Here is a 20139-nt window from a genome sequence, read left to right on the forward strand (position 1 = left end):
TCAGCTCCACAGGTCGGTGTATCGGTGATGCAGTTGCAAGGTCAGGGCGCGCACATCGTCCAGGGTGCCGTCGTTGTGGACCACGTCGTCGGCATGCGCCAGGTAGCCGGCGCGCGGCAGCTGCATGGCGATGATGCTGGCCACCTGCGCGCCGGTCCAGTCGGGATTGCGCAGGGCGATGCGGGCGGCACGGTTCTGATCCGTCGCATCGATCACCAGCACGCGCGCGGCGGGCAGGGCCTGGTCCATCGCCAGCGCCGACTCCCACACCACGTAGGGCGCCTGCTGGCGGCGCGTCCAGTCGTCGGCCAGCGCCAGCACCGCCGGGCGCAGGATGCGTTTGAGTTCCTCGTTGGCGGCCGGGTCAAACGCGAAGATGCTGCGCAGGGTGCCGCGCGCCAGGCTGCCGTCCGCCGCCATCGCCTGCGGGAAGGCGCGCGCAATGTGCATCGTGGCCGGATGCGCCGGGTCCTGATGCACCGTGCGCGCCAGTGCATCGGCGTCGATGCAGGGCACGCCCAGCGCGTGGAAAGCGCGCGCGAAGGTCGACTTGCCGCTGCCGATCCCGCCGGTCAGCACCAGTACCTTGGGGGGAGTTGCGTTCATCGTGTGGTCCGTTCGATTGTTTGGTTGCTCACCCAAATTGCCAGGCTAGCGAAAAGCGCTCCAGAAAACAAGTATAATTTGGTCGTTCAACCAATTTAAGTGAAATCACGCATGTCGAGAAAGCCGAATTCGGAGCAGCGCCGCGCGCAGATCGTGCAAGCGCTAATGGACACGATGGCCGAACATGGCTACGACAAGGCCACGATACAGCTGATCGCGCGCCGCGCCGGGCTCACTCCCGGCCTGCTGCACTACCATTTTCACAGCAAAGCCGATATCTTGCTGGCGCTGGTGAAGGCGCTCGCCACCGGTGCGCAGCAGCGCTACTTCGCGCTGGCGCAGGATGCGCCCGACCCCGGCCAGCGCCTGAACGCGTACATCAACGCGCGCCTGGGACTGGGCGACGGGGCGGATGCGGGCGCGGTGGCGGCGTGGGTGGTGATCGGGGCGGAAGCGGTGCGCCAGCCCGAGGTGCGGGCGGCCTACCAGCAGGCGGTCGATACCGAGCTGGCGCTGCTGCGCGAGCTGCTCTCGGCCAGCCTGGCCGCGCAGCGCAAAAGCACGGCCAACGTGCAGGCGCTGGCGGCGGCCTTGCTGGCGATGATGGAGGGGACCTTCCAATTGGCCAGCGCGGCGCCGGCCAGCATGCCGGTGGGGTACGCGGCGCCGATGGCCATGCAACTGGTGCGCCGCTTTATCGAGGCCGAAGCGCCGGCCTAGCCGTCCACGGCGGCGACGCGCCAGCCGCTTCCGGCCTCGGGCGGCAGTGTCGCCGCATCGCCTCTGGCGATACCGAATTGCGCCATGCCGCCGGGGTGGCCGTAGGCCCACGCGCTCCATTCGCTGCCGGTCATCAGCCAGGCCAGCGCGCCATCGTCATTGTGCAGCCGCTGCGCGCGTACCGGGCCGGCGTCGATGCGCACCCACAGTTCGCGGTAACTGCCGTCGATGCCGATTTCTTCCACCATGTCGGGGCCGTCGAAGCGCATGGTTCCCGCATCGATCTCCGGTCCGAGCGCGGGAAAGGCGATCTCGGGATGCCATTCGCAGCGCGCGCCTTGCACCACGGTGGCGCCGGCGAAGCCGCGCGAGTCGATGTGCCAGCGCGCCGACTGGAACCACAGCACCAGGGTGGTGCTGTCGCTGCTGCCATCGGTGCGCCAGATGCCTTCGCGCCGCCACACACCCTGGTACGGGGCCGGCACGTTCATGCGCGCGATCCGGCCAGCGGCAAGGCCAGGCGGAACGCCGCGCCTTGATTCGGCGCGCTCTCGACATCGAGCGAGCCGTCGTGCGACTCGGCCAGCTGGCGCGCGATGTACAGGCCCAGTCCCAGGCCCTCGCGCACGTCCTTGGTGCCGGCCCGTTCGAACGGCGCGAAGATGCGCAGCTGGTCTTCCGGCGCGATGCCCACGCCCTGGTCGCGCACCACGATCCAGGCATGCCCGTCGCGCACTTCCAGGCTGATTTTCACCGGTTTGCTGCCGCCGTAGCGCAGCGCGTTGGTGAGCAGGTTGATGATGATCTGCTCCACGCGGAACTCGTCCCACACGCCGGCCACCGGCTCGGGCGCGTGCAGTTCGATGGTGCCGCCGGCAGCCTCGGTGCGCTGCGACAGGTCGCTGACGATACGCGCCAGCAGGGCCGAGAGCTCGGTTTCGGCCGGACGGATCGACAGCTTGCCGCTGCGGATGCGCGAGACGTCGACCATGTCGTTGATCAAGCGGATCATGCTCTGGATCTGGCGGCCGTCGCGCGCCACCATCTTGCGCATGTTCTCTTCGCTGAAGGCGGCCATGTTGCCCTTGTCGAGCTGCATGCCGCGCAATTGCGTTTCCAGGAACAGGGTGTTGAGCGGCGTGCGCAGTTCGTGCGCGACCATCGACATGAAGTCGTCGCGCATCTTCACCGAGCGTTCCAGCTCGACCTGGGTGGCGCGCAGCTCGCGCCGGCTTTCTTCCAGCTCGGCCACCTGGCGCTTGACCTCATTGCGCTGCTGGCACAGGGCCACGAACACATTGACCTTGCTCTTGACGGCCGCGATGTCGAGCGGCTTGTAGAGGAAGTCGACGGCGCCCGTCTCGTAGCCCTTGAAGGCGTAATTGAGTTCGCGCCCGGCCGCGCTGACGAACACGATCGGCACGTTGCGCGTGCGTTCGGTGCCGCGCATCAGTTCCGCCAGTTCGATGCCGTCCATCCCGGGCATCATGACGTCGAGGATGGCCAGCGCGAAGTCGTGTTCGAGCAGCAGCGACAGCGCCGCCTCGCCCGAACTGGCCTGGTAGACGATGCGGTCGTCCTGTTCGATGATCTTGCTCAGCGCGAGCAGGTTCTCGGGCAGGTCGTCGACGATCAGGAGCTTGATTTTTTGTTGGTCGCTCTTCATTGGATCTCCATCATCGCGGTCATCAGCGCGCGGATTGCGGGTACGGGCAGTACGGCGTCGGGTGCGCGCAGCCGGATCGCGGCCGAGGGCATGGTCGCGATCTCGGCGTCTTTCGGGTCCTGCACCACGGTCAGGCCGCCGCAGGCGGCGATGCGCGCCATGCCGGCGGCGCCATCGGCGCTGGCGCCGGTGAGCAAAATGCCAAGCAGGCGCTGGCCCCAGGCGTCGGCGGCCGACTCCATGAGGATGTCGATGGCCGGGCGCGAGAAATGCACCGGGTCTTCCTGGCTCAGCGAAAAACTGAAGTCGCGTTCGACCGACAGGTGATAGCCGGGCGGGGCGAAATACACGCTGCCGGCTTCCACCATCATCTTGTCGTCGGCCTGGCGCACCGGCATCGCCAGGTGCTGCTGGAAGACTTCGGCCAGGCGGCTGTCGCGGTCGTCCGGCAGGTGCAGCACCACCATCACCGAAAAGCCGAAGTGCTTCGGCAGCACCGGCAGAATGCGCAGCAGGGCGTCGATGCCGCCGGCCGAGGCGCCGATCACCACGGCGTCGATCCTGCGCCCGGCCAGCAACTCTGCGTTCGAGTCGGCATGCACGGCGTTCATGGCGCCACCTTGCGGAAGATGCGCTCGGCCTTGACCAGCGGCTCGAAGGCGTCGGCGTGCGCCGAGAAATCGAGGCTCTCCTTGCTGCCCAGGCCCAGGAAGCCGCGGTGGCACAGGGATTCGTGGAACAGGCCGAGCGCGCGGTCCTGCAGCTTGCGGTTAAAGTAAATCATCACGTTGCGGCAGCTGATCAAATGGGTTTCGGAGAACACGCTGTCGGTCGCCAGGCTATGGTCGGCGAAGCTGACGTTTTCCACCAGGCTGCGGTCGAACAGGGCGCCGTCGTAGGCGGCCGTGTAGTAGTCGGAGAACGCGGCGCGTCCGCCGGCCATCTGGTAGCTGGCGGTGTAGGCGCGCATGCGGTCAAGCGCAAACACGCCCTTGCGCGCCCGTTCCAGCGAATGCGGGTTGATGTCGGTGGCGTAGATGATCGAGCGCTCCAGCAGTCCTTCTTCCTTGAGCAGGATCGCCATCGAATAGATTTCTTCGCCGGTGCTGCAGCCGGCGACCCAGATCTTGAGCGAAGGGTAGGTGCGCAGGTGCGGCACCACATGTTCGCGCAGGGCCTGGAAATACGACGGGTCGCGGAACATCTCGCTGGTCGGAATGGTCAGGTACTGCAACAGCTGCATGAAGGCGTCCGGATCGTGCAGCACGCGCGCCTGCAGTTCGGAGATGCTGGCGCAGTCCATCTGGTGCAGGGCATGATGCACGCGCCGCTTTTGCGAGGCGCCCGAGTAGTCGCGGAAGTCGTAGCTGTACTTGAGATAAATCGCCTCCATCAGCAGGCGCAGCTCGATGGTGATGCTGTCGGGTGCATTCATCACAGCCGCTCCATGCTCGGCAGCCAGACCCGCAGCAGCGAGTACAGGCGGTCAAGGTCGATCGGCTTGGCCAGGTAGTCGGAGGCGCCGGCCTTCATGCACTGTTCCTGGTCGTCCTTCATGGCCTTGGCGGTGATGGCGATCACCGGCAGCTTGGCGAAGCGCGGATCGGCGCGCAGGCGGCGCGTCGCTTCCAGGCCGTCCATCCCCGGCATCATCACATCCATCAGCACCAGGTCGATGTCGGCAATCTGGTCGAGCCGTTCGAGCGCTTCGAAGCCGTTGCGGCCGACTTCGACGATGATGCCTTTCTGTTCCAGCGCGCTGGTGAGCGAGAAGATGTTGCGCACGTCGTCGTCGACCAGCAGGATGCGGCGCCCGTCGAACACGCGGTCGCGGCTGCGCACGGTTTTCAGCATGCTCTGGCGCTCGGCCGACATTTGCGATTCGACCTTGTGCAGGAACAGCGTGACTTCGTCGAGCAGGCGCTCGGGCGAACGCGCACCCTTGATGATGATCGAGCGCGAATATTTGAGCAGTTCGGCTTCTTCGGCGCGGGTCAGGTTGCGCCCGGTGTAGACGATCACCGGCGGGAACGAGACGATTTCTTCAAACGCCATCTTGCGCAGCAGTTCGTGGCCCTGCATGTCGGGCAGCTTCAGGTCGATGATCATGCAGTCGTAGATGCCGGCCTGGAGCAGCGCGAAGGCTTCGCCGCCGGTGGCCACCGCGGTGATCTCGACATCGGCGTCGTCGATCAGGTGGACCACGCTCTCGCGCTGGCGCTCGTCGTCCTCGACCAGCAGCACGCGCTTCATCTTCTGGGTGAATTTGCCCTCCAGGGTCTGGAACACCTGCTTGAGGCGCTCGCGCGTGGCCGGCTTGATCACGTAGCCGATCGCGCCCAGCTGCATGGCCGCTTCGGCGCGGTCGTTGGCCGAGACGATGTGCACCGGGATGTGGCGCGCGCGCGGATTGTCCTTGAGCTTTTGCAGCAAATCGAGTCCGGAGCCGTCGGGCAGGCCGAGGTCGAGCAGGATGGCGTCTGGCAGGAAGTCGTTGGCGGCCTGCAGGCCGTCGCCGGCGCTGTGCGCCACCAGGCAGCGGTAGTGCATTTCGTGCGCCAGGTCGAACAGGATGCGCGCGAACGCGGCGTCGTCTTCGATCACCAGCACTGTGCGTGCGGCCGCGATGCCGTTGCCGCGGTCATCGGCGAACACCGGTGCGCGCAGGGCCGGCGCCGGCGCGACGATGGTGCGCGCGGCCGCCTGCATGCTGCTGGCGGGCGTTTGCGGCAGGCCCGGGGTAGCGGCCGGCAGGGTTGCCGGGACCAGCAGGGTGAAGGTGCTGCCCTTGCCGGGCGCGCTGGCGATCGCGATCGAGCCGCCCAGCAGGGCCGCCAGGTCGCGCGAGATCGACAGGCCCAGGCCGGTGCCGCCGTAGCGCCGGCTGGTGGTGCCGTCGGCCTGGCGGAAGGCTTCGAAGATGATCGCGTGCTGGTCGGTCGCGATGCCGATGCCGGAGTCGCGCACCACGAATGCCAGCATGCCGTCCGGGCCCGCTCCGATCGTCAGCGAGACCTCGCCGCTATCGGTGAACTTGATCGCGTTCGAGAGCAGGTTCTTGAGGATCTGCTGGAGGCGCTGGGCGTCGCTGTGCAGGGTGACTGGCGCGCCGGCTTGCACCTGCGACGTGAACGTCAGCTGCTTCTGGCCGGCCAGCGGCGCAAAGGTGTGGCGCATGGTGTCGGCCAGGTCGGTCAGGGCGATGTCTTCGGGCGTCAGTTCGAGCTTGCCCGCTTCGACCTTGGAGATGTCGAGGATGTCGTTGATCAGGTTGAGCAGGTCGTTGCCGGCCGCGTAGATCGTGTTGGCGAACTGGATCTGCTCCGGCTCCAGATTGCCTTTGGCGTTCTCGGACAAGAGCTTGGACAGGATCAGGGAGCTGTTGAGCGGGGTGCGCAGCTCGTGCGACATATTCGCCAGGAATTCGGACTTGTATTTGCTGGCGCGCTGCAGGTCGAGCGCGCGCTCTTCCAGCTCGTTCTGGATCACGCCCAGGGCGCTGTTCTTTTCATCGAGCGCGTTGGCCTGTTCGGCCAGGCGTTCGTTGGTCTGTTCCAGTTCGGCCTTCTGGTTTTCGAGGATGGTCTGGGATTCTTCCAGCACGCGCGACTGCTCTTCGAGTTCCTCGTTGGCGGTGCGCAGTTCTTCCTGCTGCACCTGGAGTTCTTCGTTGAGCTGCTGGGTTTCGGCCAGGGCGTCGTGCAGGCGGCGGCGCGCCAGCGCCGCTTCGATGGCGCGGCCGATGTTCGGCGCGACCAGTTCCAGGAACTCCAGGTCGCGCTTGCGCGGCTCGTTCAGGAAGCCGAATTCGGCCACGCCATTGGCGGCGCCGTCATTGTCGACCGGGATCAGGACCAGGTGGCGCGGGCTGCCGCTGCCGATGCCGGAGCTGACTTTCAGGTAGTGCTCGGGCAGGTTGCCCATCACGATCGGGCGATTGGACACGAGCGTCTGGCCGACCAGGGTGTCGGCGCCATTGAAACGTACTTCGCGCTCGGTTTCTTCGCGGCTCATGCCATAACCGGCGATGCGGCGCAGGCTGCCGTCTTCGTCGCGCGCGTACAGGGCGGCCACGGCCGCGCCGGTGTATTCGGCCATGAAATCGAGCGTGGCGCGCCCGAGGCTGGTCAGGCTGTTGTGGCCGATGCTGCGTTCGGCCAGCTGGGTCTGTCCGCTGCGCTGCCAGGCCTGGCGCTCGAGCGCTTCGCCATGGGTGCGGTGCTGATCGATGGCGTCGCCGAACACGTCCGACAGGCGCATCAGTTCGCGCCGGCCGAAGTAGGCCAGCAGGCCCGACAGCAGCAGGCTGACCAGCAGGTACAGGGCCACGCCCCAGCGCGTCACGCTCTGGGCGCTTTGGTTACGCTGTTGCAGCAGGCGCTGTTCGACCGCCAGGAATTCGTTGAAGGTGGTGCGGATTTCATCGAAAGCGACCTTGCCGCGCCCGCTGCGCACCAGCGTAATGACGTCGCTGTTGGCGCGCCGCAGCGCAATGGCGTTGGTGGCGTAGACGTTCCACTGTTCCTGCATGGCCGAGATCTGGCGCAGGCGCTCGACCTGGGGCGGATTGTCCGCCACCAGCTTGGTCAGCGTATCGAGGGTGGCTGCGCTTTTTCCTTTTGACAGGGTGTAGGGCGCGAGGAAGGCTTCGTCGTTGCTCAGCAAATAGCCGCGCAGGCCCGATTCCTGGTCGACCGAGAGCTTGGCCGCCTCGTTGGCGTGGCCGATCACTTTTTCACTGTGTTCCACCATGCTCAGGACCGACAGCAGGTAGGTAATGACGGCAACGAAAATCAGCGCACTGCCGACGCCGATCGCCAGCGGCAACGCAACGTTGCGGGCGAGGATACGGCGAAAGCCGGTCTGGTCCATCGTTTTGACGCTCGGCATGCTATCTTCCACGTAAAAGGTGGAAGTTTATACGAAAAGAAATATTTGACGCGCAAGATTCGGGGTGGCCTTGTACATGTGCTAGTGCTGCCGCATGCCTTTGCACGAAAACTCAGAAACACAATTTCCGCAACTGAACGATCCTGTCGCTCAGTTGCGGAAAGACAGCGGATCGGCTACTGCTCCACCTCGATCATATTATCCCCCGGCTTGCGGTCGATCAGCTTGTTGTCCGGATCGATCCCGGCCTTGTACGGTCGCGTGCCCACGACCATGGTCACGCTGACGGTATTGCCGTCGACCACGCGCCGTTCGCGCAGCAGCGGCTTGCCATCCTGGTCGTCGACGCCCAATTCGATCACGTCTTTCAGCGGCACTTCGGTCTCGTCGCCCAGCTTGCCGGCGCGCTGCTTGACGACGCTGGCGCGCATCCGCACCTCGTACTTGCCGTCGGCGCGCCTGGTCGCGCTGGCGCTCGTGGCGCGGTTCTCGTAGAGCACAATGCGCTCGAACAGGTCGTCGATCAGGTAGGCATGCTCGGGAGGCGTGGCGCGGCGCAAGCCATCGGTCAGCGCCAGCACGCTCGGATACGGCGCGCCATGGAAGGCGTGGCTGGTCAGCAGATCGTGCAGCACGGCATTGACCTTCGCTTCGCCCAGCACGTCCTGCAGCAGGTACATGGCCAGCGCGCCCTTGTGGTAATGGATGTAGCTCTGGTGTTCGTTCTGCGCCAGCGGCAGCTCGTACTTCGTTTCCAGCGCCCGTCCGATCAGGTATTTGTCCAGGTTGTAGCTCAGGAAGCGGCGCATGCGCTCGGGGCCGACGTGCTGCTTCATGACCATCAGCGCCGCGTATTCGGACAGGGTTTCGCTCAGCACCGTGGCGCCGCGCGTGTTCGAGGGCACCAGCTGGTGTCCCCACCACTGGTGCGCCACTTCATGCGCCGCCACGTAGAAGGGGTAATCGATATCCTTGGGATTCTTGTCGTCGACCCGGGCGATGAAGCCGACGCTCTCGGAAAACGGGATGGTGCCGGGGAAGGACTGGGCAAACGCGGCGTAGCGCGGAAACTCGACCACGCGCAGCACCTTGTGCTGGTAGGGGCTGAAATGCTTCGAATTGTATTCGAGCCCGGCCTTGACGCCGCGGATCATGCGCTCGACGTTGAAGTCGTGGCCCGGGTGGTAAAACACGTCGATCGTCACATCCTGCCAGCGGTCGTGCCGCACTTCGTAGCGGGCCGACTGGAAGGCGTAGAAGTTGAGGATCGGCTTGTCCATGCGGTAATGGAAGTAGCGCCGTCCGGCCGAGATCCATTCCTTTTCCAGGGTGCCGGGGGCAATTGCGAGCTGGTCCGGGCTGGTGCTGATGACGGCGTTGAAATCGATCCAGTCGGCATCAATGCCCAGGTAGTTGTGCGCCAGCCCGGCCGGATCGCGCGGCGCGCGCATCGGCGCGTGCGGCCCCAGGCCATGGCGTTTGCGGTCGCGGTCGTTCTCCAGCTCGGCCATCGGCTGGTAGCCGATGCGCGGCAGCCGGTCGTTGTTGAAGAAGGTGCCGTTGCTCAGCACCGGCGTGTCCGATTCCAGGCCGAGGATGCCGCGCGCTTCGAACTCGACATCGAATTCGAGCGCCAGGCGTTGTCCCGGCAGCAAAGGAGTGCTCAGCTGGTAGCCGTAAAAGCCGTGCTCGCGGTCGCTGATCAGCGGCGTGATTTTCTGGCCCAGGCGCACTTTCAGGCTGGACAGGCGGTCCTGGCTGATGAAGACCCGCTCGATCGGGCGCGTTCCCTTGTTGTCGAGCTGGTAGACGCCGGTCACCGTCAGGCGCCGCTGTTCGGGCACGATCGCCACTTTCAGGTCGACCGCGGCGATCTTCGGCTGCGCCAGCGCCGCGTATTTCTTGTAGCGCAGCTCGTACTGGGCGCGGGTCCGGTCTTTTTGCCAGGCGGTCTGGTAATCGCCTTCGATATGCAGGTTGTAGTAGAGCAGGCAGCCAGTGCCGAGGAACACGGCCAGCCCGGCGCCGAAGGTGGCCATGACCGGCAGGCTCAGGTTGCGGTGCGCCAGCTGGATCCGGCTGCCCAGTTCGGCATTGCAGCCGCGCGGCCAGAACACCAGCGAGGCCACCATCAGCATCAGCGCCGCCCCGCCCCAGTACAAGGCGAACCAGCGTTCGCGCACCAGAAAGTGGCCGTAGCCGTTCATGTCGGAATACATGAAGGAGGGCGAGGTGCCGTACAGCAGCATCGGATGGTCGAGGCCGAGCGAGCCGAAGGTGATCGTGGCGAAGTAGTACAGGATCATGGCGAAGTAGGCCAGGTACTTCTGGTTGATCAGCACCTGCAGCGCGATCGCCAGCACCGCCACCAGCACGTATTGCGGCAGCTGGATCAGGAACAGGCTTTGCAGGTACAGGCCGATGTCGATGGCGAAGTAGCCGCGGAACAGCTGGATCAGCATGCCGGATATCATCACCAGCACCAGCATCAGCACTTGCAGGCCGATCAGGGCGAACAGCTTGGACAGCATCGGCAGCCAGCTCGGCAGCGGCAGGGCGTCGAGCATCTGGCCCACGCGCGCCTCGCGTTCGCGCCACACCAGCTCGCCCGCATAAAAGGTGGTGACGACCAGCATGAACAGAGAAAACGCCGCGCTGATCAGTTCCAGCACCTGGTAGGTCACCGGATAGGTATTGGTGCCGTACATCGAGCCGAGGTTGACCGAGGCGCCGAACACGGCCAGCACGCCGGCCAGCGCGATCACGGCGAAGTAGACATCCTTGACCGATTCGCGCAAGTTGAGCCAGCTCGACTTGAGCGCTAACTGCGCCAGGCTGCGCTGCAGGAAGTCGGGCGCTTGCTGGGTCGCCATGGCCACGTTGGACAGGCGCGCGGCGATCTCGCCTTCCGCACGCCCGGCCGGGCGGCCCTCGGCGCTGCCGATGAAGTGGAAGCGCCAGTAGCCGAGCAGCAGCACCACCAGCGCAAAGCCGCACCACAGCGCGCGGTTGAGCAGGTACACGCCGCCGAAGGGAATCTCGCGGCTGTTGCGCTCGGCGATGGTCCAGTACTCGGTGATGCGGATCAGGGCGGTGGTGCCGAAGGGGTCGATCAGCGCGGCCAGGGTCTTGTAGTCGAGATCGCGCGCCAGCGAGGGCGCGACGATGTAGCCGATCATCATCACCACGCTGGCCACGTACACCGGCAGCATGCGCCGCGTCAGCGCGGCCAGCACGAAGAAGATGGCGCCGAAGATGAAGATGTTGGGGAGGGTCAGGAACAGGTAGGGCCGCAGATACATCCACAGTCCGGCCTGGCCCAGCCGGTCGGGTTCGATGCCGGGAATGAAGGTGCCCAGCCAGGCGCCCAGCACGATGCTCGAAAACACCACCGCCAGGGTCAGCGCGGCGCCCAGAAAGCGCCCGAACACGTAATCGTGCTTGGCGATCGGCGCGCTGAAGAAAAAGTGGTGCATGTCGTATTCGAAATCCTGCTGCACCGAGCGGCCCATCATGGCCGCCATCACGATCACGCCCAGACAGCCGAGGAAGGCGACGGTCAGCGCGATCGAGCGCGGGGCATTGATGAACAGGCGCCCGCCGAAGGTGATGTGGGCTTCCTTGAAAACCCCGCCGGCGGCCGCCATCCACAGCAGCGCCAGCGCGAAAAACATGCCGAAGTAGACCCAGGTCGAGAGCAGCTTGAGCCGCTGGCGCGCTTCGAACAGTGCGATTGCCAACATGGACGCCACCTTCAACAGTTGCTGGCCGCGACGTGGCGTCCGGCGATGGTGGCGAAGTAGACGTCTTCGAGGTCGCCGGCGGCGGGCGCGAAGCCTTCGCCCGGATCTTGTTCGGAATACACGTGAATCAGGGTGCGGCCGGTCAGCAGGCGGGTCGAGATCACCGCGTGCTCCTGCTGGAAATGGGCCAGTTCGTGCTTGGCGACGAAGCGCGCCCAGATCTTGCCGTCGATATCGTCGATCAGCTTTTGCGGCTCGCCGCACAGCAGCACATGGCCCTTGTTGATGATCGCCATGTTGGCGCACAGATCCGACACGTCGGACACGATGTGGGTCGACAGCAGCACGGTCTTGTCGTCGCCGATGTCGGAGAGCAGGTTGTGGAAACGCACCCGTTCCTGCGGGTCGAGGCCGGCGGTGGGTTCATCGACGATGATCAGTTGCGGGTCGCCCAGCAGGGCCTGGGCGATGCCGAAGCGCTGGCGCATGCCGCCGGAAAAAGTGCCGAGGCGCTGGTTGCGTACTTCGAACAGATTGGTTTGCTGCAACAGCCCATCGACCACTTCGCGGCGGCGGCTGCGCTGCGACAGGCCCTTGAGGACGGCAAAATGGTCGAGCAGTTCGTAGGCGGTGACCTTGGGGTAGAGGCCGAAGTCCTGGGGCAGATAGCCGAGCAGGCGGCGGATATCGTCCTTGTCGTCGAGCACGTCGAGGTCGCCGAAGAAGACCGAGCCGGCGTCGCATTCCTGCAAGGTGGCGAGGGTGCGCATCAGGGTCGACTTGCCCGCCCCGTTCGGGCCGAGCAGGCCGAACATCCCGCTGGGGATGGTGAGGGTAACTTTATCCAAGGCAACTACGCCATTGGCGTAGGTCTTGGATAAATTCCTGATGCGTAATTCCATGCCTGACTCCTGATACGGTCGCTGTATGTACGTCCGGCGGGTAGCGGGGCGTACTTTAGAGTTGCATTGTATAAAATTTGAGTGAGCCCGGGCCGCGCATTGCGATGCGCGGCGGTTTGATGGGCTCAGATTGCATAAATGGGGGAGTGGGAATTGGTTGAGTAGGGCCCGCCTGCGCGGGAAGTCTTTTCTGCCAGTGGCAGGAAGTCTTTTCTGCCAGTGGCAGGAAAGACGGTCTGGAGGCTGGTGGTCAACAATGACGCTTTCGCAACTTAATTCCGGAACAACACGTCTTCGCGGTTGAACCACCACCTGCACCACGCCAGCAGCGCCCCGGCGATCAAGGTGGTGGACAGCAAAATCGCCGAAAACATGCGGTAGTCCATGGTCCCCTTGACCAGTTCCTTCATGGCCAGCGACACATTGGTCAGCGGCACCATGGACCAGAACCAGTTCAGCTCCACCCCCGGCATCATGGCCACCACGATCGGCACGATCAAGAGCATCATCAGCGGCGAAATCATGCCCGACGCTTCCTTGTAGCTCTTCGCATAAATCGAAATCGACAGCAGAATCGAGGCAAAGATGGCCGCCGTCGGCACCAGCATCAGCGCCACCATCGCCAGGTCGCGCGCGCCGATCGCCCGCACCATCTGCGCCAGCCCGCCTTCGAGCGAGCCGCCGAACACGGCCAGCAGCAGCCCCATGCTGGCCACCATCAGCAGCGCCGAGGTCAGCCCCACCGTAAACAGCACCAGGAACTTGGCCAGCACCAGCGCCGTGCGCGAAATCGGCGCCAGCAGCAGGGTTTCCAGGGTGCCGCGCTCCTTTTCGCCAGCCCCCAGGTCGATGGCCGGGTACATGGCCGCCATCAGGCACACCATCAGCAAGATGTACGGCAGAAAGCCGCCCACCAGCGAGCCCACCCGCTCGCGCGTGCCGGCGGTCGACAATTCTTCGAGCTCGATCGGATTGAGCGCAAAACGCAGCTCGGCCTGGCTCATGTTCATGGCCGACAAGGCTTGTTCGCGCAGCGCCCGGTTGTGCGTCTCGATCACCGCCGCCACCCGCTTGTGGGTCATGTCGAGCGCCACGGCATTGTTGTAGTGCAAAGTCACTCGGGCCTGGCGGTGCGCCGCCATGGCTTCCTCGAACCCGGCCGGAATGACGATGGCGAAGGTGATGCGGTCGCTGTCGATGGCGGCCTTGATCGCGCCTTCATTGGCCATCGACACCTCGCGCAAGCCTTTTTCGCGCTTGAAACGCTCGCTCAGGCCGGGTGCATGTTCCTTGCCGAACACGGCGTAGCTCAGTTCCTTGTGCTGGGCCTTCTTGAAAATGGTCGACGACAGATACGCCAGGCCGCCGAAAATCATCGGCATGGCGACGATCGGCAGCAGCAGGGTGAAGATGAAGGTCTTGCGGTCGCGCAGCAGTTCCAGCAGTTCCTTGAAATACACGGTCCACATGGCTCAGCCTTCCTGGTTGACGATGTGCACGAAGGCGTCGACCAGGTCGTGGCTGCCGCCCAGCTCGCGCAGCTCGGCCACGCTGCCGTTGAAGGCGCTGCGGCCGCGGTTGATGATGCAGACCTTGTCGCACAGTTTTTCCACCTCGTGCAGATGGTGGGTGGAAAAGATCAGGGGAATCCGCAACGCCTTGTAGCTGGCGATAAATTCGAGCAGCACCCGCGCCGACATCACATCGAGCCCGGTGGTCGGTTCGTCCAGAATGACCACCTGCGGCTCGTGCACCACGGTGCGGGCGATGGCGCATTTCTGCTTCATTCCGGTCGACAAGTCATCGGCGCGCTTGTGGGCGTAGGCGTGCATGTCGAGCTGCTCGAACAGCGCGTCGCAGCGTTGTTTGAGGCGCTCCGGCGCCATGCCGTGCAGGCGCCCGAAATATTCCACATTCTCGCGCGCGCTCAAGCGTCCGTACAAACCGGTGCTGCCGGACAGGAAGCCAACCCGCTGGCGCGCCCGGATCGGATCGGCCACGATGTCGATATCGTCGATGAAAGCGCTGCCGGCGTCGGGGCGCAGGGCGGTCGAGAGGATGCGCAGGGTGGTGGTCTTGCCGGCCCCGTTCGGGCCAAGCAGGCCCAGCACTTCGCCGGGCGCGCACGAAAAGCTGACATCGCGCACCGCATGGAACCAGCCATCGCTCTCGCGCACGTCGCGCTGGCGCGCGCGCCGCTCCTTGTGTACCGTCGCGGCGAAGCGCTTGGCCAGGTGTTTCACCTCGATCATCGGGTTCCTTCTCTCAAAGCGTGAGGGTAGCAGCACAAATTCACCGCCGCAAGCGCGGCAGCCTGCCCAATCGGGCAAGAAATGTGGATAATGGGCCTTATGGACAGTGCCATCAAAGAAAAAATTCTTGCCGTCGCCAGCAGCGGGCGCAACGCGGCCGAATGGACCGCGTACTTCCGCGTCACCCTCGGCCTGTACTACCTGGCCGGGCTGATGACCTCCGAAACCATCGATTTCAAGAAGGTCGACCGCGCCTTCAACCAGTTCATTTACCATACCATCGGCAAGGGCCACACGATTACCAGCGTGCTGCAGTTCATGAGCGGGGCGAAAGTGGTGCCGGTGGTGTCCTCAAGCCGGTTTATCGCCGCGTTCAGCGCGCATTGCCCGGACGTGCCATCCGACACCATTCCCTTTCTGTTGCAGCTGAACCTGGGCGTGGCGAAAAACATTTCCGGCATCGATGCCGGGGGGCCGCTGCTCGACTGGATCGAGGCGCAGGCGCCGCCGCCGGCGGCCGAGGGCGGCCCGGCGGCCGGCGCCCCGGCCATGCCGGAGGTCCTATAATGGTGTTTTATCGCCACCGGGGCAGCGCATGTCAGCACAACGATCCATCCATCCACTCGACCAGCTGATCGTCAGCATGGACAAGGCCCTGCGCGTGATCGCGGGCGTGGCCTCGGCATCGCGGCCGACTCCGGCGGCGCATGCGGACGACGGCCAGCTCGATGATGCCGAACAGCGCCTCAGCGCCGGCCTGATGCGCGTCAACCACGTGGGAGAAGTGTGCGCGCAGGCGCTGTACAACTCGCAATCGCGCTTTGCCAAGACCGAGGACATGCGCGCACAGTTCGCCGAAGCGGGACGCGAGGAAGAAGACCACCTGGCGTGGACCGCCCAGCGGCTGGCCGAGCTCGGTTCGCGGCCGAGTTTGCTCAATCCCCTGTGGTATGCGGGCGCCTACGCGCTCGGTACGGTGGCGGCGCAACTGGGCGACGCGCGCAGCCTGGGCTTCGTGGTCGAGACCGAACGCCAGGTGGAGGCGCATCTGAACAGCCATTTGGATTTGCTGCCGGCGCAGGACGCCAAGTCGCGCGCCATCGTGGACCAGATGCGCATCGACGAGATTGCGCACGGCGCGGCTGCGCAGGCGCTGGGCGCGGTGGCGGTGCCGCCGCCGGTGCGCGGGGTGATGACGGCGATGGCGAAGGTGATGACGACGACCGCGTATTACGTTTAACTGCTGTCAGCGTATTATTGCGGTTCTGCTATTGGCACTGCCACCCTCAAAACCGTCGTCCCCGCCGAGAGTCGCCTTGGCGCGGGGAGTCGTTTCTGCCAGTGGCAGGAACGACGGCTAAACAGCTGGAGGCTGGAACAATGGCAGCGCTGTTCTATCCCTCGATAATCTCGAACGAATGCGTGATCTCGGCCATCTTGGCCAGCATGATCGACGCCGAGCAATATTTGTCGTGCGACAGGCTCACCGCGCGCTCCACCGCGCCCGGTTTCAGGTTCTTGCCGGTCACCGTGAAGTGAAAATGAATTTTGGTGAATACCTTGGGATCGGTCTCGGCGCGTTCGGCCTTGAGCGTCACGTCGCAGCCGCGCACGTCTTCCCGTCCGCGCTTGAGAATGAGCACCACGTCATACGCCGTGCACCCACCGGTTCCCAGCAACACCATTTCCATCGGCCGTGGCGCCAGGTTGTGGCCGCCGCCCTCGGGCGCGCCATCCATGCTGACCATGTGGCCCGATCCCGTTTGCGCCCGAAAACTCATGCCCGACGGGCCATTCCAGCTGACTGTGACTTCCATTCCATTCTCCGCTCATTGTTTCACTGTGTTTCCCCGGCCTATTGTAATGGAGCGCGGCCAGCCTTGCCGGCCAGCCCCTAGACCGACAGCACGTAGCGCTCGCTCTTCATGCGCCAGCTGGCGAATGCCACCGCGCCGAGCGCCGGCAGCATCGAACTCAAGAAGGTCAGCACGAACGGCAGCGCGCCCAGTTCCTGGCCCTTGGCCAGTTCGCGCAGCAAGGTCTGGTTCGACAGCATCGGCACCACATACATCCACATCGCCGTTTTCAATTCCAGCATCGACACCGCCAGCCCGGGCAGCATCGGGATCAGGGTCACCAGGCTGAGGATGCTCTGGGCTTCCTTGAACGAGCGCGCATTCATCGCCAGCGCAATATGCAGGCCGGCCGCCAGCAGGGACAGCGGCAGGGTGGCCACGCACACCCAGGCCAGCTGGGCCGAGGTGACCCGCCAGCTCATGCCGATTTCTTCCAGCGGCAGCCAGGACAGCACGCCATGCGCCAGCGCCAGTTCCAGGGTGATGCCGATCACGGCCAGCGAACCGGCCGCCAGCCACTTGCCGGTGATCAGCGACCAGGGACTGGCCGGTTGCGCCATCAGCACTTCCAGCGAGCGCCGCTCGCGTTCGCCGGCGGTGCTGTCGACCGCCGCCGACAGGCCGCAGATGAACGCCGGAAAGAACAAAAAGCCGAGAATCGCGCCGATCATCCCGGCCGAGCGCGCCGCCGAGCTGCCGGTGTCGTAGCGCTGCAGGCGAATCGGGGTCATGGTGGCGGGCGAGACCCCGTGCGCCAGCAGGCGCGCGCTGCTGATGCTCGAACTGTAGTGTTGCAGCACTTCCTCGACATCGCGCTGGCGCTGGCTGTTGTCGCTGGCCGAGTCGTACCACAGCTCGATCCGGGCCGGGCGCATGGCCTGGTAGTGTTCGCCGAACTCGGGATCGAGGCGCAGCAGCCCGACCACCTTGCGCGCGCGCAGCAGTGCGCCGATGGCGTCTTCGTCCATCTCCGCGACCGGCTGCACGGTGATGTTCTTTTGCTTGAGCTGCGCCATCAGGTTGGGCGCCTGGGCCGCGCCGATCACGGCCAGTTCCATGCCTTCGCGCTCGGACTGGGTGGCGCGCTTGATCTGCTGGTTCAGCATGTAGCCGAGCATCAGCGGGTACATCAAGGTGAACAGGGCCAAGAGGCCCAGCGCGCGCCGGTCGCGCAGGGTTTCCTTGAATTCCTTCAGAAAAACGATGAGGAAAGTGGGCTTCATGTCGAGATTCCTTCTTCGCCGACCAGGCTGACGAAGGCGTCTTCCAGGTTGCTGATGCCGGTGCGGCGGCACAGTTCCTGCGGCGAGCCCTGCGCCACCGTGTGGCCTTTGGCGATCACGATCACGTCGTCGCACAGGTGCGTGACTTCCTGCATCACGTGGGTCGCCATGATCACGCAGCAGCCTTCGCGGCGCAGGGCGGCGAGGGCGGTGCGCAGGGCGCGCGTGCTCATCACGTCCAGGCCGCGGCTCGGTTCGTCGAGCAGCAGGTGGCGCGGTTGATGCAGCAGGGTGCGCGCCAGCGCCACCTTGATGCGCTGGCCTTGCGAAAAGCCCTTGCCGCGCCGCTCCAGGATGTCGTGCATGACCAGCAGGTCGGCCACCTCGTCGATGCGGCGCTGGACGGCGGGCAGGGTCATGCCGTTGAGCTCGCCGAAATAGGCCAGGTATTCGCGCGTGCTCAGGCGCTCGTACAGGCCGAACTGGTCGGTGAGGAAGCCGATATCCTTGCGCACCGCCATCGGATCGACGGCCGGATCGATGCCGCCGATGCTGATGCTGCCCTGGTCGCGCTTGAGCAGGCCGACCAGGAGGCGCAGCAGGGTGGTCTTGCCGGCGCCGTTCGGTCCCAGCAGGGCCGTGATCTGGCCGTCGGCGGCGGCGAAGCTGACCCCGCCCAGCGCTTGCAAGCTGCCGAATTGTTTTCTTACATCATCTACAACAATCATCGTGGCCTCGGCGTGTTCAAAACTAGGGGTGCGGACCGGCGCTGCCGACCTGGAAATTGGCGGCCGGAATCTCGTTGAGGCAGGCGGCGACCACCTGCCTGGCGGGCGCGTCGAGAAACTCGCGCAGCAGGCGCGGCGCGCAGCCGAGCGAGGAAATGCCGTGCCCGGCATTGGCCACCACCAGGTGCTGGGCTTTGGGAATGTGGCGCGCGGCGGCCTCGGCGCGGCGCGGCGGCGTGACCGGATCGAGCGCGCCCGACAGCAGCAGGGACGGCGCCAGGATCGGCGTCGGCGCGCGCCATGGCACGGCCGGCAGCTTGAGCGACTTGCACTGCTCCATCAACTGGCCCACGCGGCCGCTGCCGAGGAAGGAATTGGTGGCGTCCTCGGCCAGCAATTGCGGCGTCATGCGCGGATAGTCCTCGGCGCAGATCACCGCCATGTGCAGCACCAGCGCGGTGCCGCCTTCGCCGGCCAGGTCGGCGCCGACGTTGCGGCGCGCCACGAACGGCGCCCAGCGGCCCTGCCAGGCGCTGTGGATCAGGAACGGCAGGCGGCGTCCGTCCAGCGCCGAATACAGCACGTTGTGCACGGTGTTCAGGAAACGTTCCTTGGTCATGCTCATCTGCAAGGGCTCGGCGGTGCGCGGATTGGGCAGGTTCAGCGCTACCGGCGTGGCGCTGACTTTGGCCAGCAGGCTGTCGAACTCGCTGCGCAGGGCGGGATAGGCCTTGTTGCAGCCGGGGTCGGCCGCGCACTGGCGGAACAGGGTGTCGAGCGCGGCCTGGCCGTCGCGCCCGGCGGCCGGGATGATCTGGTCGGGCGCGGCCACGCCGTCGAGCATCAGGCTGCGCACGGCGTCGGGAAAGGCGCGCGCGTAGGCCTGGGCCAGGCGGGTGCCGTAGGACGCGCCCCAGACGTTGATTTTGGGGTAGCCGAGCGCCAGGCGCACCTGTTCAATGTCGCGTGCGGCGTTGTCGGTGGTGTAGGCCGCCAGCGGCGCGCGGATGCCGGCCAGGCAGCGCCGCACGGCGGCGTTCTGCTCGTCGTCGCTGAGGTTCTCGGGCAAGTTGTCCTCATCGCAGTCGAGCTTGCCGGACAGGCCGGTGCCGCGCTGGTCGATGAACACGATGTCGCGCGTGGCGCGCGCGCGCCGGAAGATGGAATGCAGCACTGGCAGCACGTCGCTGCCGGCCTGGCCGGGGCCGCCCGCCAGCACGAACACCGGATCGGGACGGGCCGACTCGCGGAAGGCCGGGGCCACGACGACGTGCAGGGGCAGGGTGGCGCCGGTTTTCTGCTGGTAGTCGAGCGGAACGGTCAGGGTGCTGCAACGCAAGCCTTCCTCGGCGCCGGGCAGGTGGCAGATGCGCGCGGGCGGGGCCGTGCCGGCCAGGCTGGGCGCCGCCAGGGTCGACAGCAGGGATAGTAGTGAAGCGGCAAGGCAGTATTTCAATATCACGAGGTCTCCCGACGATAAGTGCTCAGACATAGTAGGTTGACATTGTTTCGGTGGTCAAGAAAGTTTTTCCCCGTCAATTAAGTGGTCGGCT

17 protein-coding genes are annotated in these 20139 nt (G+C 65.3%); 3 read left to right on the forward strand and 14 right to left on the reverse strand.

Features of this window, described 5'->3' with window-relative positions; genetic code table 11:
- Window positions 1–606, reverse strand: a complete 606-nt coding sequence (gene coaE, locus F2P45_RS02625; RefSeq protein WP_166870278.1) for a dephospho-CoA kinase — start codon at window positions 604–606, stop codon at window positions 1–3.
- A 111-nt stretch (window positions 607–717) separates the two neighbouring features.
- Here coaE and F2P45_RS02630 point away from each other — a divergent pair, with 111 nt between their 5' ends.
- Window positions 718–1326 (forward strand): TetR/AcrR family transcriptional regulator, encoded by a 609-nt coding sequence (locus tag F2P45_RS02630; RefSeq protein WP_166870281.1) that lies wholly within the window; start codon window positions 718–720, stop codon window positions 1324–1326.
- Here the strand turns inward: F2P45_RS02630 and F2P45_RS02635 are convergent.
- From F2P45_RS02635 to F2P45_RS02675, 9 genes are all read right to left on the reverse strand, one after another.
- Entirely contained in the window at window positions 1323–1817 is a 495-nt protein-coding gene (locus tag F2P45_RS02635) for a hypothetical protein (protein WP_166870283.1), read from the reverse strand. The genes F2P45_RS02630 and F2P45_RS02635 overlap by 4 nt on opposite strands.
- On the reverse strand, window positions 1814–2992 hold the full coding sequence (locus tag F2P45_RS02640; protein ID WP_166870285.1) for a hybrid sensor histidine kinase/response regulator: 1179 nt from the start codon (window positions 2990–2992) through the stop codon (window positions 1814–1816). Before F2P45_RS02640 ends, F2P45_RS02635 begins: the two co-directional genes overlap by 4 nt.
- Entirely contained in the window at window positions 2989–3603 is a 615-nt protein-coding gene (locus F2P45_RS02645; protein WP_166870287.1) for a chemotaxis protein CheB, read from the reverse strand. Before F2P45_RS02645 ends, F2P45_RS02640 begins: the two co-directional genes overlap by 4 nt.
- Window positions 3600–4427 carry a CheR family methyltransferase gene (locus tag F2P45_RS02650; RefSeq protein ID WP_166870289.1) on the reverse strand — a complete coding sequence of 276 codons (828 nt, stop codon included), beginning with the start codon at window positions 4425–4427 and terminating at the stop codon, window positions 3600–3602. The genes F2P45_RS02645 and F2P45_RS02650 overlap by 4 nt, the downstream gene beginning before the upstream one ends.
- Window positions 4427–7882, reverse strand: coding sequence for a response regulator (locus F2P45_RS02655; protein ID WP_166870291.1), 3456 nt, complete (start codon window positions 7880–7882; stop codon window positions 4427–4429). The genes F2P45_RS02650 and F2P45_RS02655 overlap by 1 nt, the downstream gene beginning before the upstream one ends.
- Window positions 7883–8058: 176 nt before the next feature.
- Window positions 8059–11625 (reverse strand): ABC transporter permease/M1 family aminopeptidase, encoded by a 3567-nt coding sequence (locus tag F2P45_RS02660; protein WP_166870293.1) that lies wholly within the window; start codon window positions 11623–11625, stop codon window positions 8059–8061.
- A gap of 11 nt (window positions 11626–11636) precedes the next feature.
- Complete coding sequence (locus F2P45_RS02665; RefSeq protein WP_166870295.1) at window positions 11637–12527, reverse strand: ABC transporter ATP-binding protein; 891 nt, start codon at window positions 12525–12527, stop codon at window positions 11637–11639.
- A 272-nt stretch (window positions 12528–12799) separates the two neighbouring features.
- Window positions 12800–13996: an ABC transporter permease gene (locus F2P45_RS02670; RefSeq protein WP_166870297.1), complete on the reverse strand. Its 1197-nt coding sequence runs from the start codon at window positions 13994–13996 to the stop codon at window positions 12800–12802.
- 3 nt (window positions 13997–13999) lie between these two features.
- Window positions 14000–14779: an ABC transporter ATP-binding protein gene (locus tag F2P45_RS02675; RefSeq protein WP_166870299.1), complete on the reverse strand. Its 780-nt coding sequence runs from the start codon at window positions 14777–14779 to the stop codon at window positions 14000–14002.
- Between the two features lie 99 nt (window positions 14780–14878).
- Between F2P45_RS02675 and F2P45_RS02680 the strand changes: the two genes are divergently transcribed.
- Together F2P45_RS02680 and coq7 are read left to right on the forward strand one after the other, a co-directional pair.
- Window positions 14879–15346 (forward strand): hypothetical protein, encoded by a 468-nt coding sequence (locus F2P45_RS02680; RefSeq protein ID WP_229504896.1) that lies wholly within the window; start codon window positions 14879–14881, stop codon window positions 15344–15346.
- A gap of 28 nt (window positions 15347–15374) precedes the next feature.
- Window positions 15375–16019, forward strand: a complete 645-nt coding sequence (gene coq7, locus F2P45_RS02685) for a 2-polyprenyl-3-methyl-6-methoxy-1,4-benzoquinone monooxygenase (protein ID WP_166870301.1) — start codon at window positions 15375–15377, stop codon at window positions 16017–16019.
- 154 nt (window positions 16020–16173) lie between these two features.
- On the opposite strand, the gene F2P45_RS02690 is transcribed toward coq7, so the two are convergent.
- From F2P45_RS02690 to F2P45_RS02705, 4 genes are all read right to left on the reverse strand, one after another.
- Window positions 16174–16596 (reverse strand): OsmC family protein, encoded by a 423-nt coding sequence (locus F2P45_RS02690; protein WP_166870303.1) that lies wholly within the window; start codon window positions 16594–16596, stop codon window positions 16174–16176.
- Between the two features lie 77 nt (window positions 16597–16673).
- Window positions 16674–17858, reverse strand: a complete 1185-nt coding sequence (locus F2P45_RS02695; RefSeq protein WP_166870305.1) for an ABC transporter permease — start codon at window positions 17856–17858, stop codon at window positions 16674–16676.
- A complete protein-coding gene (locus tag F2P45_RS02700) occupies window positions 17855–18586 on the reverse strand; it encodes an ABC transporter ATP-binding protein (protein WP_166870307.1) in 732 nt (243 codons plus the stop codon). Before F2P45_RS02700 ends, F2P45_RS02695 begins: the two co-directional genes overlap by 4 nt.
- Before the next feature lie 22 nt (window positions 18587–18608).
- A complete protein-coding gene (locus tag F2P45_RS02705; protein WP_370663202.1) occupies window positions 18609–20048 on the reverse strand; it encodes an alpha/beta fold hydrolase in 1440 nt (479 codons plus the stop codon).
- Window positions 20049–20139: the final 91 nt, after the last annotated feature.

Origin of the sequence: Massilia mucilaginosa (assembly GCF_011682145.1) — a bacterium.
Classification (GTDB): domain Bacteria; phylum Pseudomonadota; class Gammaproteobacteria; order Burkholderiales; family Burkholderiaceae_D; genus Telluria_A; species Telluria_A mucilaginosa.